This is a genomic window from Bacillus sp. LR_5, assembly GCF_042709275.1.
The window spans coordinates 1-15,878 of the sequence record NZ_JAVAXX010000148.1 but is presented as its reverse complement, the minus strand read 5'-3'; the positions used below and the strand labels follow the sequence as shown (position 1 = coordinate 15,878).

General features: G+C 45.9%; 15 protein-coding genes. 9 read left to right on the top strand and 6 right to left on the bottom strand.

Annotation, left to right across the window (positions count from 1 at the left end; genetic code table 11):
- On the top strand, positions 1 to 390 hold a 390-nt coding region (locus RAC86_RS23550), incomplete at its 5' end, for an RDD family protein (RefSeq protein ID WP_377886072.1).
- A gap of 29 nt (positions 391 to 419) precedes the next feature.
- On the opposite strand, the gene RAC86_RS23545 is transcribed toward RAC86_RS23550, so the two are convergent.
- The 3 genes from RAC86_RS23545 to yxaF form a co-directional block, all read right to left on the bottom strand.
- Positions 420 to 1,628 carry a DUF418 domain-containing protein gene (locus RAC86_RS23545; RefSeq protein WP_072565559.1) on the bottom strand — a complete coding sequence of 403 codons (1,209 nt, stop codon included), beginning with the start codon at positions 1,626 to 1,628 and terminating at the stop codon, positions 420 to 422.
- Positions 1,629 to 1,735: 107 nt separating this feature from the next.
- The gene (locus RAC86_RS23540) at positions 1,736 to 2,749 is read right to left on the bottom strand and encodes a quercetin 2,3-dioxygenase (RefSeq protein WP_072565560.1); all 1,014 of its coding nucleotides are present in this window, start codon (positions 2,747 to 2,749) and stop codon (positions 1,736 to 1,738) included.
- Between the two features lie 91 nt (positions 2,750 to 2,840).
- The gene (gene yxaF, locus RAC86_RS23535) at positions 2,841 to 3,416 is read right to left on the bottom strand and encodes a transcriptional regulator YxaF (RefSeq protein ID WP_014115793.1); all 576 of its coding nucleotides are present in this window, start codon (positions 3,414 to 3,416) and stop codon (positions 2,841 to 2,843) included.
- A 129-nt stretch (positions 3,417 to 3,545) separates the two neighbouring features.
- Between yxaF and RAC86_RS23530 the strand changes: the two genes are divergently transcribed.
- Positions 3,546 to 4,616, top strand: a complete 1,071-nt coding sequence (locus RAC86_RS23530; RefSeq protein ID WP_072182351.1) for an SDR family oxidoreductase — start codon at positions 3,546 to 3,548, stop codon at positions 4,614 to 4,616.
- A gap of 56 nt (positions 4,617 to 4,672) precedes the next feature.
- On the opposite strand, the gene RAC86_RS23525 is transcribed toward RAC86_RS23530, so the two are convergent.
- A complete protein-coding gene (locus RAC86_RS23525; RefSeq protein WP_014115795.1) occupies positions 4,673 to 5,104 on the bottom strand; it encodes a MarR family winged helix-turn-helix transcriptional regulator in 432 nt (143 codons plus the stop codon).
- A 227-nt stretch (positions 5,105 to 5,331) separates the two neighbouring features.
- Between RAC86_RS23525 and RAC86_RS23520 the strand changes: the two genes are divergently transcribed.
- From RAC86_RS23520 to RAC86_RS23510, 3 genes are all read left to right on the top strand, one after another.
- A complete protein-coding gene (locus RAC86_RS23520; RefSeq protein WP_041521109.1) occupies positions 5,332 to 5,736 on the top strand; it encodes a CidA/LrgA family holin-like protein in 405 nt (134 codons plus the stop codon).
- Positions 5,706 to 6,398 carry an LrgB family protein gene (locus RAC86_RS23515; RefSeq protein WP_014115797.1) on the top strand — a complete coding sequence of 231 codons (693 nt, stop codon included), beginning with the start codon at positions 5,706 to 5,708 and terminating at the stop codon, positions 6,396 to 6,398. The genes RAC86_RS23520 and RAC86_RS23515 overlap by 31 nt, the downstream gene beginning before the upstream one ends.
- 201 nt (positions 6,399 to 6,599) lie before the next feature.
- Positions 6,600 to 8,177, top strand: coding sequence for a Na+/H+ antiporter (locus tag RAC86_RS23510; protein WP_072565561.1), 1,578 nt, complete (start codon positions 6,600 to 6,602; stop codon positions 8,175 to 8,177).
- A 37-nt stretch (positions 8,178 to 8,214) separates the two neighbouring features.
- On the opposite strand, the gene RAC86_RS23505 is transcribed toward RAC86_RS23510, so the two are convergent.
- A complete protein-coding gene (locus RAC86_RS23505) occupies positions 8,215 to 9,246 on the bottom strand; it encodes a polysaccharide pyruvyl transferase family protein (protein ID WP_072565562.1) in 1,032 nt (343 codons plus the stop codon).
- 93 nt (positions 9,247 to 9,339) lie between these two features.
- Complete coding sequence (locus RAC86_RS23500) at positions 9,340 to 10,488, bottom strand: glycerate kinase (RefSeq protein WP_072565563.1); 1,149 nt, start codon at positions 10,486 to 10,488, stop codon at positions 9,340 to 9,342.
- Positions 10,489 to 10,683: 195 nt separating this feature from the next.
- Here RAC86_RS23500 and gntR point away from each other — a divergent pair, with 195 nt between their 5' ends.
- Genes gntR through gnd form a run of 4 tightly spaced genes read left to right on the top strand, consistent with a single transcriptional unit; the run spans position 10,684 to position 15,754 of the window.
- Entirely contained in the window at positions 10,684 to 11,415 is a 732-nt protein-coding gene (gntR, locus tag RAC86_RS23495; protein WP_072182357.1) for a gluconate operon transcriptional repressor GntR, read from the top strand.
- Complete coding sequence (gene gntK, locus RAC86_RS23490) at positions 11,408 to 12,949, top strand: gluconokinase (RefSeq protein WP_072565564.1); 1,542 nt, start codon at positions 11,408 to 11,410, stop codon at positions 12,947 to 12,949. The genes gntR and gntK overlap by 8 nt, the downstream gene beginning before the upstream one ends.
- Positions 12,950 to 12,977: 28 nt before the next feature.
- Complete coding sequence (gene gntP, locus RAC86_RS23485; RefSeq protein WP_014115803.1) at positions 12,978 to 14,324, top strand: gluconate permease GntP; 1,347 nt, start codon at positions 12,978 to 12,980, stop codon at positions 14,322 to 14,324.
- A gap of 23 nt (positions 14,325 to 14,347) precedes the next feature.
- The gene (gene gnd / locus RAC86_RS23480; RefSeq protein WP_014115804.1) at positions 14,348 to 15,754 is read left to right on the top strand and encodes a decarboxylating NADP(+)-dependent phosphogluconate dehydrogenase; all 1,407 of its coding nucleotides are present in this window, start codon (positions 14,348 to 14,350) and stop codon (positions 15,752 to 15,754) included.
- Positions 15,755 to 15,878: the final 124 nt, after the last annotated feature.

The following is a 15,878-nucleotide window of genomic DNA, read 5'->3' as shown; positions in this document are numbered from 1 at the left end:
GTTCCTAGTTATATTATTCTATTTATTATCAATACTGTTTTTGTAGCTGGATCTGTGGCAGCAGACCCTTACATGACGCAAGAGGAGTATATGGTGACATACATGACGCTTGCATTTTTGCCTACTATGCTGATCACGCTCGTCATCAGTGTATTATATTACGGTCTGCTCACAGCTTCTAAAATGCAGGGCACACTCGGCAAAAAAATTCTTGGCCTTAAAGTGGTCAATGAACAAGGCGAACGGGTCTCTGTCGGACAGGGAATCGGCCGTTACTTTGCATACATCTTATCTGGAATCATCTTTTATATTGGTTTTATCATGATCGCCTTTGGAGAGAAAAAAGGCCTGCATGACATCATTTGCAAAACACGTGTTGTGTATAAATAATAGAAAAAAGTCTAGACGCCAATAAGCATCTAGACTTTTGTTTTCTTTACAATAGGCTGCCACGCCAGATACGTAGCGCTCCTCCACAGCCACTCAAACGGCCCCATCCGAAATACCCGAAGCCAAAGATGGCTGAAGACCATTTGAACGGCACAAATAGCAATCGTGATGAGCACGCCGGCAGCAGGATACACTTTCCCGTACAACCCCAAGCCGTAATGATAGAAAATCCACGTACACACGATAGACTGCATCAGATAATTGGTAAATGCCATCCGTCCAACAGCGGAGAAAGATTGCAGCACTGTTTTCACTCTTGTTTTATGATAAAGATAGACAACCGTTGTGACATAGAAAAACATGCGAAAAGGCGCACCAATCAGCAAAAATACTTCCCTATCCGTTACACTGTACAGCACTTGGGCGCTGATGCCGATGACTAGCCCAGCCATCCACACCCTTTTTAATCCTTTGCGATGCTTTCCGGGTTCGTGCAAATATCGTGACTTCGCCGCCGCAGCTCCCAGCAAAAACATGCTGAAATAAGGAATGGATGCAAAGAAGAAGTTGAGCGGGTTATACGTAAGCATGCCATTTGAAGACATGTAAACAAGACGATCGTGGATCCGCTGTTCCGCAATGTCCTTCAAGCTGCCGCTTCCGTACACATGGAGCGCTTGTTTTGCCTGCTGAGTTACCGCTTGTGCCCATTCCTGTCCGTTTGATGGATAAAAGCTGGTCAAAATAAACGGAATGCAAAACAAAAGATACAAAGAAACCGCCCATATCAACAGTGTTTTCGGCTTTGCTTTTCGAAATAAAAGCAGAACAAAGCCGAGCAGGGCGTATTCCGTTAAAATATCCCCGTCCCAAATCAAAAAGGCATGAATCGTTCCAAACAAGAGAAGCGCCGCTAACCTTCTCGCATATAGCGGAACAAACCGTTTCCCTTTGCTTACTGTTCTCTCCATCATGACAACCATGCCAAATCCAAATAAAAAGGAAAACAATAAAATACATTTTGTTTGGATGAAGAATTTCAGTATGGCTGCTGCTGCAAAATCTGCTTCAGACCACTTTTCTGTAAAAAAGTTCTCTTTTCCAAGCATAGACAAATACATATCCGGATAACTGAAATGTGCCAGATTGACAAATAAAATGCCGAAAATCGCCATTCCCCTTAGCACATCAAGCACGCCGATCCGCTCATTTGCCAAAGTCGGCTGTAATGAAGACATAACCATCACGCTCCTTTTTTCTGTACTTTAAGGGTATGAAAAAAAGGAGCGCAGAAACATCGATTTAGGTGTCATGCAGACATGGAAACCTTACAATCTTGTCATTTTTATGGTTTCATCACCTTTAAATCTAATGCTTCGATATTCTGCAAAACGCGATCAAAGCGCAGCGCCTGAGGCTCACTTGGGAAGATGTGGCCTTCATACGGCTCACCTAGCGTCCGGAAAAACGGTTCAAATAAGCCGGGAACCAATACGCCCACCATTTTTGTATAATGGGAATCCAGGCGATAGGAGTGAACAGTATTCGCAGGAACATGCAGAAAATCTCCAGGATTCAGCTGGATTTCTTTTCCATCCGCCCACATGGTCATCTGCCCTTCAAGGCAATAAAATGTTTCTGTATGATGTTCATGGTAGTGATCAACGATTCGGTCGCCTTTAGGGCCATCCGATACTACAACGATAAACTGGCCGTCTGTATTTTTTTGCGCAGCCACAATGCGGTGAAGCTGATCTCCCGTCAATAGACGGTCGCCTTCTCCAGACTCAAGCACGTATGGAACCGATCCATCCGGAAGCTCTGCAAGTTCCGCTAATTTTGCCGCACCGGCAGCCTTTTCTTCATCCAGAAATGTAATGTCCGCTACTGTAGCTGCTTCTGCAAATTGCCCATTTGACACCTCTTCGCTTGCGTGCGGCGGATGTTCAGCGTGATCATATGGATTCCCAATAACGGAATACATGTGTGCCACATGTCCTTTCATCGTGTAAGACACCAGTCTTGTTCTGTGGCTTTGCATTCGGTAGCTGTGCGGTGTTCCGGCTGGAATGTTCGCATAATCGCCTGACACTAATAAATAGCGTTCTCCGGCAAGCGTCAACTCAAGCTTCCCGTCCAAAACGAGAATCCCTTCATGTGTGTCCTTGTGGACGTGAAGCGGAAAGGCATCTCCTTTCCCCCCGGAAAGCAGCACGATCTCAAACAGATCGCCGGTGCTCTTCCCATTCGCCATCACCGTGGCAACCTGTCTGCCGAACAAATAGCGCTCACCTTCTCCGCTGCGAAGCAAATAAGGCATTTTTTCTTTAGGCAATGAATTTTCACATAATGATTTCATATATTGTTCCTCCAATTTAGACCAGTCTATATACTTTCATCTATCTGACTAGACCGTTCTATATAATTGTAGGAGAAAGGATAACAAAATGCTACCCTTTTTTTCTCACCAGCACTGGAATTTGTTCGGCAATGAGAAGAAGAGGCGTTTTGTCTTTATTCGTTAACGAAAGCATGATCCCGCCCTCAATCATCGAATTGATCAGCATTCCAAGCTGATTTGCTTCTTCTTCTGCAAATCCGTTTTCCACTAATTTTCTGGCAAAAACCGCTTCCCAGCTTTTAAACACCTTCATACAAACCGTCCGCAGCGGTTCACTGATTAACGCTGTCTCACTCGCCAGCAAACCGACTGGAATCCCTTTAATGCTTTCTGTGTTGTCAAATTGGCTGGCTGTTTTTTTGATAAATTGCTGAATCGCTTCTATTGGATCAGAGGATTCATCCATGCTTTGCTGTATCAGATGTTCAATCAATTTCCCTGTATATGTAACCGCTTCAATTGCTAATTCTTCTTTGCCATTCGGAAAAAAGTGATAAAGCGATCCCTTAGGAGCACCGCTTTCTTTCACAATCTGGTTCAAACCTGTCGCGTGATATCCTTGCAGCTGGAACAGACGTGACGCCGTGTGAAGGATTTTTTCACGTGAATCTCCTCTGCTAGTCATTAAAACATTCCCTCCTAGGTATGGTAGAGCGACTTATATAATATAAAAAAGAACCCTGTGATTGTCAAAAAGGGTAAGACCCTCCCGGATGGGGTAAATGTAGAAAAACAGCGTCTAGGAGGGATCTCAATGACAAACGATTATTCAGTCACGAATACAGAAAAGCTTGAACAACAGAACCCGGGCATGAAAATGAAGATCAAACTGAAAAAACTCAAGGATCAAGTGATTGTCATTACCGGCGCTTCAAGCGGAATCGGACTTGTCACTGCACGAATGGCAGCTGAAAAAGGCGCAAAGGTTGTCGCAGCAGCGCGAAATGAAGATGCGCTGAAGGAGCTCGCTGATGAACTAAAGGAAAAAGGGCACGACGCCATATGGGTGAAAGCGGATGTCGGAAAAGAAGAAGACGTCAACCGCATCGCAGAAACCGCAATCAGCACATTTGGCCGCTTTGACACATGGGTCAACAATGCCGGCGTCTCGATCTTCGGACATGCCATGGACGTCACCGTCGAAGACATGAAGCGCATGTTCGACGCAAACTTTTGGGGACCTGTTTACGGAACAAGAGCGGCCGTCAAACACTACACCAGCAGAGGCGTGCCGGGCGCACTCATCAATGTAGGAAGCCTGTTCGGCGACAGGGGAACGGTCATTCAATCCACATACGCCTCAGCCAAATTTGCGCTTCACGGCTGGACGGAAAGCATCCGAATGGAGCTCGAAAAAGAACAGGCGCCCGTCTCGGTTACGCTCATTCATCCAGGCAGAATTGACACACCTTACAACGAACACGCGCACAGCTACCTGGACAAACAGCCGGCTCATTACCGCTCGCTGATCTACCCTCCGGAAGCGGCCGCCGAAGCCATCCTTTTTGCCGCCGAACACCCGAAGCGCGACGTGTACATCGGCTCACAGGCAAAAGCCATTGCCATGCTGGGTGCTCTTTTCCCCCGGCTGACCGACAGACTGATGGAAAAAATCATGTACCACAGCCAGCATGCTGAAAGACCGTCCAAACAGCGGGAAGAAAGCGCGCTTTATGAAGCGGGCTACGGCATGCATGACAGGGGCACGAATAAAGGCTGGAAGCGGTCAAGAAGCTACTACACAAAGGCTACGAAGCGCCCGATTGTATCAGCGGCTGTTGTTGCCGGACTGGTCGCTTTAGCTGCCGTCAAACGATGCAGATAATCTCTGACCATAAGAAAAACCCATGCTGTTCCATCGAACACATGGGTTTTTAAATGTTAGTCGATAAAGGCCTTGTTCATACGCTGCAGTAGCTCGCCGAACATCTCTTTTTCCTTTGTTGACCATTCTTTCAGCATCTGTTCATAACGTTCAAGACGCTTTTGCTGATCGGCTTTTAATGTTTGTTTGCCGAGTTTTGTAATGGTAAATAGGCTGACTCTCCCATCGGAAGGGTCTGAGAAGCGATAGATGAGCTCCTTCGCCTCTAATGCAGCTGCTTGTCTTGAAAGAGTAGATATATCAAGCTTAAACGATTCTGCTAATTCCTTTACGCGGGCAGGCCCAAACTCATCCAATTGTCTCAGCAATAAGTACGAAGATCTCTCCAAATTCCCTGTTCTTTTCTCAGATTGATCCAGATAAACAGCTCTCCTGATAAAAGTCGTCAGCTCATATTCAATTAATTCAACTGGATTTTGTTTTTGCAATCGCTCTCGCTCCCTATTCCAATCTCCGGCATTGACAACATCATATATACTTGTATAATACAAATGTATATTAATTGAATGAATACAAGTCGTTATATGACTAAATCAATCATTATACTTGTATAGTACAATCATATAAAAAGAAAGTAAAGCGATTCCTCAGAACCATCCTAGAAGCAAGTCACCTGAAAGGAGGAAGCTGTTCTCATTGGAGAGCGGCACTTGATGTGAAAGTCATTCGAATTATGTTGCAAGTGTTGATATTATATGTATTTTTTATGATCGGGGAAGCCATTCAGCATCTGTTTCATTTACCGGTGTCAGGTAGCATAGTCGGATTGGTATTGCTACTGATCTGTTTAGGTCTCCGTATTGTTCCCGTCTCCTTTATTCAAGACGGAGCAGGGTTTTTATTGTCCTTTCTTCCATTGTTGTTCATCCCGGCTATGACAGGTGTAATGAAATACCCGTCGCTCATTTCATTCAATGGTTTGATGCTGCTGATTACAGTCGTTCTGAGCACCATCGTCACGATCATTGCGGCTGGATTCGCTAGCCAGCTATTAGAGAAAAAAGCAAAAAAACGTGAGGAGAAAGAGAAATGCAGCAAGCAAGTATCGCAATCATTATAATTCTTTTAACAGTTGCCGCTTACTTAGCGATGGTCAAACTCTATAAGCGATTCCCGCTTCCATTTCTTATCCCTGTTCTGACAACGACAATTTTGATTGTCGCGGTTTTGATGATGTTCCATGTTTCGTATGAAGGCTATATGATCGGGGGGAAATGGATCAATTCTTTGCTTGGGCCTGCTGTTGTGGCGCTGGCCTATCCGCTTTATAAACAATGGCATATCATTGTAAAACATTGTGTTCCCATCCTAGGCGGCGTCCTTGTCGGATTATGCATGGGAATGATCAGCGGGCTGATCTTCGCAGAAGCATTCGGGATTGATCATGATCTCTTATTATCTATTCTGCCAAAGTCGATCACAACCCCTGTCGCTATTCAGATCGCCGCCGGTCTTGGCGGTGTTCCTTCTATGACAGTCGTATTTGTCATGATTGCGGGCTTCTCAGGCGTCATCCTCGGGCCGCTTGTCTTAAAATGGCTTCGCATACGCAGCTCACTTGGCCAAGGCATCGCATTAGGCAGCGCCTCCCATGCACTGGGCACCTCCAAAGCATTGGAATATGGGGAACTGGCCGTATCCATGAGTTCCGTCTCAATGACGCTTTGTGCGGTGCTTGGCTCATTCTTTGGGCCGCTAATCGTCTGGCTGTTTCATATTTAACAAAGAAAGACTGCCCCGGAGGAGGGCAGTCTTTTCTTATCTATTTTACGCTGTTCTTGCCGGGCTGGTTTGGAGGATGGCCGAAGAGGAGGAAATAAGCTGAAAAAACAGACTGACAAAGGGCTGTCTTACATATGATATGTTTATCATTGACAAACTGAGGGTAATTCTTCGTTGCACGATGAACAAAAGGAGGTCTCAATGGAACACTTAGACTTGCATCATATATTCGAACTAGGTTTTTTGTTAGTCATGATTGCAGCCGGGATCACCGCGATTGCCAAGAAGTGCAGGCAGCCTTATCCCATCGCGCTTGTGATTGTCGGAACGATCATTGGACTTGTACATATTCCGCTCTTTGAACCACTGAAAGATTTTATTACTGAAGGAGAAGTCTTTAACTTCGTCATCATTACGCTGTTCTTGCCGGCTTTATTAGGAGAAGCGGCGCTGAAGCTTCCTTTTTCACACTTGAGAGAAAACAAACGGCCCGTTCTGGCATTGGCCTTCGGCGGTACGCTCATCTCTTTTCTGATCGTCGGCTTTTCTTCCATGTGGCTTATGCATTTGGCCATTCCGGCAGCGTTTGTCTTTGCCGCTCTGATGAGTGCGACAGATCCTGTTAGTGTGCTGTCCATTTTTAAAAGTGTCGGCGCACCGAAAAAGCTTTCGATCGTCGTTGAAGGAGAAAGCCTGTTCAATGACGGGCTGGCGGTTGTGCTGTTCAACATTTCCGCTTTTTACTTGATGACCTATTTGGATCTCGGCATCCAAGGCGCCGGTTTAGGCTTGTGGGAGTTTGTCAAAGTCATTTCTCTCGGCCTTATCATCGGAAGCGCTCTTGGATATGTCTTTTCCCAGCTCACCAAGTATTTTGATGATTATCCTTTAGAAATTATTTTCAGTATCATTCTGTTTTACAGTTCATTTCTTTTGGCAGAAATGGCAGGTGCCTCCGGGGTAATCGCCGTCGTTGTCGCCGCTCTTATTTTCGGCAATTATGGCGCCAAAATCGGCATGAGCCCGACAACAAGGCTGAATATCAATAACTTTTGGGATGTCGCCGCCTTGCTCGCGAACTCCCTTGTCTTTTTAATGGTCGGGCTCGAGATCACGAGAATTGACCTGACTGATAAATGGGGATTGGCCATTATGGCGATTGTGATTGTGCTCATCGCCCGAAGTGCCGCCGTCTACATCAGTTTGGCCTTTATCAAAAAATTCCCGTTTACATGGCAGCATACCATCAATTGGGGCGGACTGAAGGGCTCTCTGTCCATTGCACTCGTGCTGAGCCTGCCTCGAGACTTCCCGGGACGTGAAGACATTCTGGTTTTCGCCTTCAGTGTCGTTTTGTTTTCCCTTGTTGTTCAGGGCCTCACCATCAAGCCGCTTCTGGAACGGTTAGGCGTGAATCAAAAAGAAGAAGGTAATCAGGAATACGAGGAATTGCTCGCAAAAGGACATCGCTTAGAAACCGCCATCCAAGAAGTCCAGCAAGTCAAACATCATTTGCTTATACACGAAGCTGTTTCCAGTGAACTGACAGACCAGTACAAAGAAGAGGTCAGCCAGCTCCATCAACAAACAAACAAATTATTCGAAACATACCCGGAACTCAAAAACAAACAGCAAACCATCTTAAAAAAACATTCGTTATACGCCCAATACCAATCGATCGAGAACTTATCAAAGGAAGGTATCATCTCAAACGAAGTAGCTGAGCAAGAGCAAGCACAGATCATTGATGAAATCGTTCGTTTGGAAAACGATCATTAACACAAAAAAGCAGACTGTCATTAGTCTGCTTTATCTTTTATGATTTAAAAAAATCAACCAGCGGCTGAAAATCCTTTGATAAATCAACGTCATTCGGCTCTGCTTGAAGCAGGCGGTCAATCATGCGCTCCAGTTTCCTCATATCATTTTGATCTGTGTATTCAATGAAGTTTAAGCTTTCGAGCCAATCCCGATACGAATGTTTAGCTTTGCCGTAGCTGTTTCCAAAGACGAGGCAAGGTGTTTTGGTGATAATCGAGAAAATCATCGCGTGAAGGCGGTCGGTAATGACCAATTTACTTGAACCGATGCGGTCAAGCATCTCCATAAAATGCTTTTCGCGATCGGCGTAATCAATCATGTCTACCGTATCCAGCACCGTATCAGTACGCTCCGTATAAGTTGTTTTTTCTGCCCATTTCCTCATGTGTGAAATAAAATCTTCGTCAGTCACTTTCTCCTTATCCGCTCTTAAAATAAAGAGAACGCCGTCCCGTTCGAGCTCTCGCGGCACAATATCCAAGGAAAGCACCATGTCCGGTGTAAAGATTACATTGGAGTTGAAGGTCTTTTTTACAACATCCAGTGTCTGCGTCTCACGCGCAGCAATCGTTAAGTTTGGATTTTGATGGTACGCATCCTGTGTTTTTTTCTTTTCTTTATTTCCGTCCTCTGTATCTTCAAAATAAACGGATTGCGGCAGAGAAATCGATTTGTAGTCTTTAAACGCCGAGAAGACCTTTCTTCTGTCTTCCTCAATATCGAGATAGAGGTTTCCTAAATTCCCTCCGCCTGTAAAGCAGACAATATCGTCTTCACGGATGATCTCCTTCACCAGTTCAATGCCCTCATCCGTCGCATAATCCATAATCTCAATGTATTCATAGTACGGAAAATGGTTTTTTATAAATTTCTCTTCCGCATACGCAATCGCTTGGTCACCAATGTTTGTGTAACTCGGGGAACCAAACAAAAATACTTTTCGTTTATCATTTAACAGGGCTTCTGGTTCTACATTTGGCGCAATGCCTTTTACTAGTTTTTTGCCTTTGATTTCTTGTACAGTCATGTCGTCGTCCTCCTTCTGGGATGAATGCCTCATTGTGTGGTTAACTGTCTCTACCCAAAAAGGAGGATGACTATGCATCGGCATGTGCGCAGGCTATATCAGAAACATCGTTTTCGCCAATTTGATGGATGCCGCAATGTCCCGAGCCGTTCTTTCCATATATTCTGCGGCATGTTCAATCGCGTCTTCAAGAGGCACGGATCCGGGAACGATGCTGAAAAGCGCATCGATTCCGTGTTGATAGACGGCATCACTGTCTCGCGATATTGATCCAGCAATGCCAATGACGGGCACATCATATGATTTAGCAGCTTTGGCCACGCCGATCGGCGTTTTTCCATAAATCGTTTGGCTGTCAATTCGCCCCTCACCGGTAATCACAAGGTCTGCATCTTGAACTTCATTTTCAAAATCAACCGCTTCAAGGACAATATCAATGCCTCTTTTCAGATCAGCATGAAGAAAAGCCAACAGACTCCACCCGAGACCGCCCGCTGCGCCGGCGCCCTCTATTTCTCTGCAGGCTGTTCCGAGCACTTTTTCTGCCACATCCGCGAAATGGATCAAGTTCTGATCCAGCACATCCACCATGTCTTCTGTCGCGCCTTTTTGCGGCCCGAAAACAGCCGAAGCTCCTCTTGGCCCTGTTAACGGATTGTCCACATCACAAGCGACCTCCAGTTTGACACTCTGCAATCTGGAATCAAGCCCGCTTACATCTATTGAGGCAAGCTGAGCTAATGCGCCGCCCCCGGGCCCGATCTCACGGCCTGAGTCATCAAGAAGCCTTCCGCCCAATGCTTGAATCATCCCGGCTCCTCCGTCGTTCGTGGCACTTCCGCCGATCCCGATGATCAAATGCTCTGCGCCCGCATCAAGAGCCGCTCCGATTAATTCTCCCGTTCCCCTTGTTGTGGTGATGAGCGGATTTCGCTTATCAACGGGCACGAGATGCAGCCCTGAGGCGGCAGCCATTTCAATCACAGCTGTTTTCCCATCTCCCATCATGCCAAAAAACGCTTTCACCGGTTCCCCCAGCGGTCCTGTGACAACCTGCTCTTTGAACCATCCGCTTGTGGCATCAACCAGAGACTGAACGGTACCCTCACCGCCGTCCGCCATCGGCAATTTTCTGTAATCAGCACCCGGAAAAACCGATTTGAAACCTCTTTCTATCGCGCCAGCGGCCTCCAGAGCTGATAAGCTTTCCTTAAAAGAATCAGGTGCAATGATGATTTTCATCCAAATCGCCTCTTTCAAAACATGATTCACTTAACCTATTTATCTACAATGTACCACACCCTAACTGGGAATACATACCATGAATTATGGTAAAAATTTAATTAAAAATTAGTAATGAAAGTGTTTGCATAAACGAAACATTCACGTTATCATACTTGTATACAAGTATACTCCTTGAGTGAGGAAGGTGAGTGTATGCTAGACTCCAAGGACCTGTTGTATCCTGCAAAGTGGCTCTCAAAAGCGTCAACCGGTGTTCGTGTCGCATACGAGCTGAGAATGCGGATCATTTCAGGCATGATTGAAAGCGGTACCATTGTATCAGAAAATACGATCGCCGCTGAGTTTTCCGTAAGCCGTTCACCAGTTCGCGAAGCGTTAAAAATACTCGCATCCGAAAAAATCATCCGCTTAGAACGAATGGGAGCGGTTGTTATTGGGTTAACTGAAAAGGAAATCGCAGAAATTTATGATGTGCGTTTACTAATAGAAACGTTTGTCTTTGAACGGCTTGTCAAAATCGACACTGAGCCTTTAGTTAAGGATCTCAGCAAAATACTTGAAATGATGAAAGTCTCCATCAAATATGAGGACGCTGACGAATTTTCATTTCAAGATGTGCTGTTCCATGAAACGATTATCCGAGCTATCGATCATTCATACATTCAGATGATCTGGAACAATCTAAAACCCGTAATGGAAAGCTTTATTCTCTTATCAATGCGGGTACGGTTAAAGGAAAAATATGAAGACTTCACAAGGATTTTAGATAACCATGAGCTTTACATTCAGGCCATTAAAGCAAAGGATAGGGCGCTGATGATTCAGTCCCTTCACCAAAACTTTGATGATGTGCAAGAAAAGGTAGAAGACCTGTGGCTCTCACAACAAATGCTGGCAAAAGGAGCTGAATACAACAATGACTAGGTATATGTTAGGAATCGATATCGGCACGACAAGCACAAAAGCTGTGTTGTTCAGTGAAAACGGAGACGTGGTACAGAAAGAAAGCATCGGCTACCCGCTCTATACACCGGACATCTCAACAGCTGAACAAAACCCGGAAGAGATTTTTCAGGCAGTCATCCAAACAACAGCGAGAATTACAAAACAGCATCCGGAAAAACAGATCTCATTCATTTCGTTCAGCAGCGCCATGCACAGCGTCATCGCAATCGATGAAAAGGACCAGCCGCTGACGCCATGTATCACATGGGCCGACAACCGGAGCGAGGGCTGGGCGCATAAGATCAAAGATGAATTGAACGGGCATGAGGTGTACAAACGGACAGGAACACCGATCCATCCAATGGCACCTTTAAGCAAAATTGCCTGGATCACGAATGAACGAAAAGAAATCGCTTCCAAAGCAAAAAAATATATCGGCATCAAAGAGTACATTTTTAAACAGCTGTTCAATGAGTATGTCATCGATTACTCATTGGCATCAGCGACAGGCATGATGAACCTGAAAAGCTTGAATTGGGACGAAGAGGCACTGCGTATCGCAGGCATCACGCAGGATCACTTATCCAAACTCGTGCCGACAACCGAGATCTTTCAGCACTGCAGCCCGGAATTAGCGATACAGATGGGAATCGATCCGGAAACACCCTTTGTCATCGGCGCCAGCGACGGCGTACTGTCCAATCTCGGCGTCAACGCCATTAAAAAGGGCGAAATCGCCGTCACCATCGGGACAAGCGGTGCCATCCGCACAATTATTGACCAGCCGCAAACTGATGAAAAGGGACGGATTTTCTGCTACGCCTTAACGGACAAGCATTGGGTTATCGGCGGACCGGTAAACAATGGGGGTATCATCCTTCGCTGGATCAGAGACGAGTTTGCCTCTTCCGAAATCGAGACAGCGACACGGTTGGGCATTGATCCATATGATGTGCTGACGAAGATCGCCGAACGTGTCAGACCTGGTTCTGACGGCCTGCTGTTCCACCCGTACCTCGCCGGCGAACGTGCTCCGTTGTGGAATCCGGATGTACGCGGCTCATTTTTCGGCCTGACTATGTCGCATAAGAAAGAGCATATGATACGGGCGGCATTAGAGGGCGTCATTTACAACCTGTACACGGTGTTCCTTGCGTTAACAGAATGCATGGACGGCCCGGTAACCCGCATTCAGGCGACAGGGGGATTTGCAAGGTCGGAGGTTTGGCGCCAAATGATGTCAGATATCTTCGAATCAGAGGTTGTCGTTCCGGAAAGCTACGAAAGCTCATGTCTCGGCGCCTGCATTTTAGGCCTATATGCAACAGGGAAAATTGATTCATTCGATGTCGTGTCCGACATGGTCGGCAGTACGCACAGACATACGCCGATCGAAGACTCAGCCAAAGAATACAGAAAATTAATGCCGATTTTCATTAACCTATCAAGATCATTAGAAAATCAATATACACAAATTGCAAATTATCAGAGGGACTTAATCACACACAACTAGTACATGACATGAAGGGGAGGGCATTACCATGCCGTTAATCATCGTTGCACTTGGGATCCTAGCTTTACTACTTTTGATTATGGGCTTAAAGTTAAACACATTTATTTCCTTACTGGTCGTATCGTTCGGCGTGGCATTGGCACTCGGGATGCCGTTCGATAAAGTTGTCAGCTCCATTGAAGCAGGAATTGGGGGAACTCTTGGCCACATCGCACTCATCTTCGGACTCGGTGCGATGCTGGGCAAGCTGATCGCAGATTCAGGAGGCGCACAGCGCATTGCAATGACACTCGTCAACAAATTCGGCGAAAAAAACATTCAATGGGCCGTTGTCATTGCTTCATTCATTATCGGTATTGCGTTATTTTTTGAAGTAGGATTGGTTCTATTAATTCCGATTGTATTTGCGATTTCAAGAGAATTGAAGATTTCTATTTTATATCTCGGAATTCCGATGGTCGCAGCACTATCGGTCACACACGGTTTCCTGCCGCCGCACCCCGGACCTACAGCGATTGCCGGTGAGTACGGCGCAAACATTGGGGAAGTGCTGCTGTACGGCTTTATCGTTGCTGTTCCGACAGTGCTTATCGCAGGGCCTTTGTTTACAAAGCTCGCGAAAAAAATCGTTCCTGCCTCATTTGAGAAAAATGGCAATATTGCATCACTTGGTACGCAAAAAACGTTCAAACTTGAGGAAACACCTGGCTTTGGAGTCAGCGTCTTTACGGCAATGCTTCCAATTATCATCATGTCGGTCGCGACCATTATCGATCTGCTTCAAGAAACAATTGGATTTGCGGATAACGGAGTTTTAGCTTTTATCCGATTGATTGGAAACGCATCGACTGCTATGATTATTTCGTTATTGGTTGCAGTCTATACAATGGGCATCAAACGCAACATTCCAGTCAAAACCGTGATGGACTCTTGTTCAACAGCCATTTCACAAATCGGCATGATGCTTCTGATCATCGGAGGAGGCGGCGCCTTCAAACAAGTGCTGATCAACGGCGGTGTCGGCGATTACGTGGCAGACTTATTCAAAGGTACTGCATTATCGCCAATCGTCTTAGCATGGCTCATCGCGGCGATCCTGCGCATTTCTCTAGGGTCAGCCACCGTTGCCGCGCTAAGCACAACAGGGCTCGTCATTCCGTTATTGGGACATTCTGATGTTAACCTGGCATTAGTCGTGCTAGCAACAGGCGCAGGAAGTGTCATCGCTTCACACGTCAATGATGCCGGCTTCTGGATGTTCAAGGAATACTTCGGATTAAGCATGAAAGAAACATTTGCCACATGGACGTTACTGGAAACGATTATTTCCGTTGCTGGACTGGGATTCATATTATTGTTAAGTTTAGTTGTATGAAATTGATGAAGGAGCTGTAACACATGTTCAATACGATTGGTGTCATAGGCTTAGGCGTAATGGGAAGCAATATCGCCTTAAACATGGCAAACAAAGGTGAAAACGTCGCCGTCTATAATTACACCAGAGATCTAACGGACCAGCTTGTCCAAAAGCTGGATGGACAATCTCTCAACCCATATTACGAGCTTGAAGATTTTGTTCAATCGTTAGAGAAACCAAGAAAAATCTTTTTGATGGTCACAGCGGGAAAACCCGTAGATTCCGTCATCCAATCATTAATGCCTTTACTTGAAGAAGGCGACGTCATCATGGACGGGGGCAACTCCCACTATGAGGACACAGAAAGAAGATATGACGAGCTGAAGGAAAAAGGCATCGGCTACCTGGGAGTCGGCATTTCCGGCGGCGAAGTCGGCGCATTAACAGGGCCTTCCATCATGCCGGGCGGAGATCGCGAAGTCTATGAGAAAGTCGCTCCTATCCTGACGAAAATCGCAGCTCAAGTTGGAGATGATCCGTGCTGTGTCTACATCGGTCCAAAAGGGGCAGGGCACTTTACAAAAATGGTGCACAACGGCATTGAGTATGCCGACATGCAGCTAATTGCAGAAGCCTATACGTTTCTGAGAGAAACGCTGCGTCTGCCGCTTGATGAAATTGCATCTATTTTTGAAACATGGAATCAAGGTGAGCTGAAAAGCTATTTAATAGAGATTACAGCTGAGATTTTACGCAAAAAGGACGAAAAAACAGGACAGCCTCTGATTGATGTCATCCTTGATAAAACCGGCCAAAAAGGCACCGGAAAATGGACGAGCATGCAGGCGATTGATAATGGCATCCCGTCCACAATCATCACAGAGTCCTTGTTCGCCCGCTACTTGTCATCCTTAAAAGAAGAACGGGTGGCAGCTCAAGACATGTTAGCAGGCCCGGAAGCCGAAGAAAAACATTTAGATAAAGACACTTGGATTGAATACGTCAGACAGGCTCTTTATATGGGGAAAGTATGCGCCTACGCACAGGGCTTTGCCCAATACAAAATGTCATCTGAGCTTTACGGATGGAACCTGCCGCTCAAAGACATCGCCTTGATTTTCCGAGGCGGCTGCATCATTCGCGCAGATTTCCTAAATGTGATCAGCGAAGCATTCAGCGAGCAGCCAAATCTGGCAAACCTGCTGATCGCGCCTTATTTCACAGATAAGCTCCAAGCCTATCAAACAGGCCTGCGAAAAGTCGTTTGCGAGGGCATCAGCACAGGAATCTCATTCCCATGCTTAACCACCGCGCTCTCTTATTACGACGGCTACCGCACAGGACGTTCCAATTCGAACCTCTTGCAGGCGCAGCGCGATTACTTCGGCGCCCATACGTACGAACGGACAGATATGGACGGCGTTTTCCATACGAATTGGTCTGAATAACAGTCATAAAAAAACACGGTCAGTTTCAACTGAACCGTGTTTTTTTTCATCTATGATTTCTTCTATCTCAAATCATAGGAGCTGTCTCTTATACCAATCTCCGAGCCCACGAGACACTCGCTAA

Coding starts and splice junctions, on each gene's coding strand:
- RAC86_RS23545 (WP_072565559.1), bottom strand. CDS start 1,628: ATGTCTTCATTACAGCCGACTTTGGCAAATGAGCGGATCGGCGTGCTT.
- RAC86_RS23540 (WP_072565560.1), bottom strand. CDS start 2,749: ATGAAATCATTATGTGAAAATTCATTGCCTAAAGAAAAAATGCCTTAT.
- yxaF (WP_014115793.1), bottom strand. CDS start 3,416: ATGACTAGCAGAGGAGATTCACGTGAAAAAATCCTTCACACGGCGTCA.
- RAC86_RS23530 (WP_072182351.1), top strand. CDS start 3,546: ATGACAAACGATTATTCAGTCACGAATACAGAAAAGCTTGAACAACAG.
- RAC86_RS23515 (WP_014115797.1), top strand. CDS start 5,706: ATGCAGCAAGCAAGTATCGCAATCATTATAATTCTTTTAACAGTTGCC.
- RAC86_RS23510 (WP_072565561.1), top strand. CDS start 6,600: ATGGAACACTTAGACTTGCATCATATATTCGAACTAGGTTTTTTGTTA.
- RAC86_RS23505 (WP_072565562.1), bottom strand. CDS start 9,246: ATGACTGTACAAGAAATCAAAGGCAAAAAACTAGTAAAAGGCATTGCG.
- RAC86_RS23500 (WP_072565563.1), bottom strand. CDS start 10,488: ATGAAAATCATCATTGCACCTGATTCTTTTAAGGAAAGCTTATCAGCT.
- gntR (WP_072182357.1), top strand. CDS start 10,684: ATGCTAGACTCCAAGGACCTGTTGTATCCTGCAAAGTGGCTCTCAAAA.
- gntK (WP_072565564.1), top strand. CDS start 11,408: ATGACTAGGTATATGTTAGGAATCGATATCGGCACGACAAGCACAAAA.
- gntP (WP_014115803.1), top strand. CDS start 12,978: ATGCCGTTAATCATCGTTGCACTTGGGATCCTAGCTTTACTACTTTTG.
- gnd (WP_014115804.1), top strand. CDS start 14,348: ATGTTCAATACGATTGGTGTCATAGGCTTAGGCGTAATGGGAAGCAAT.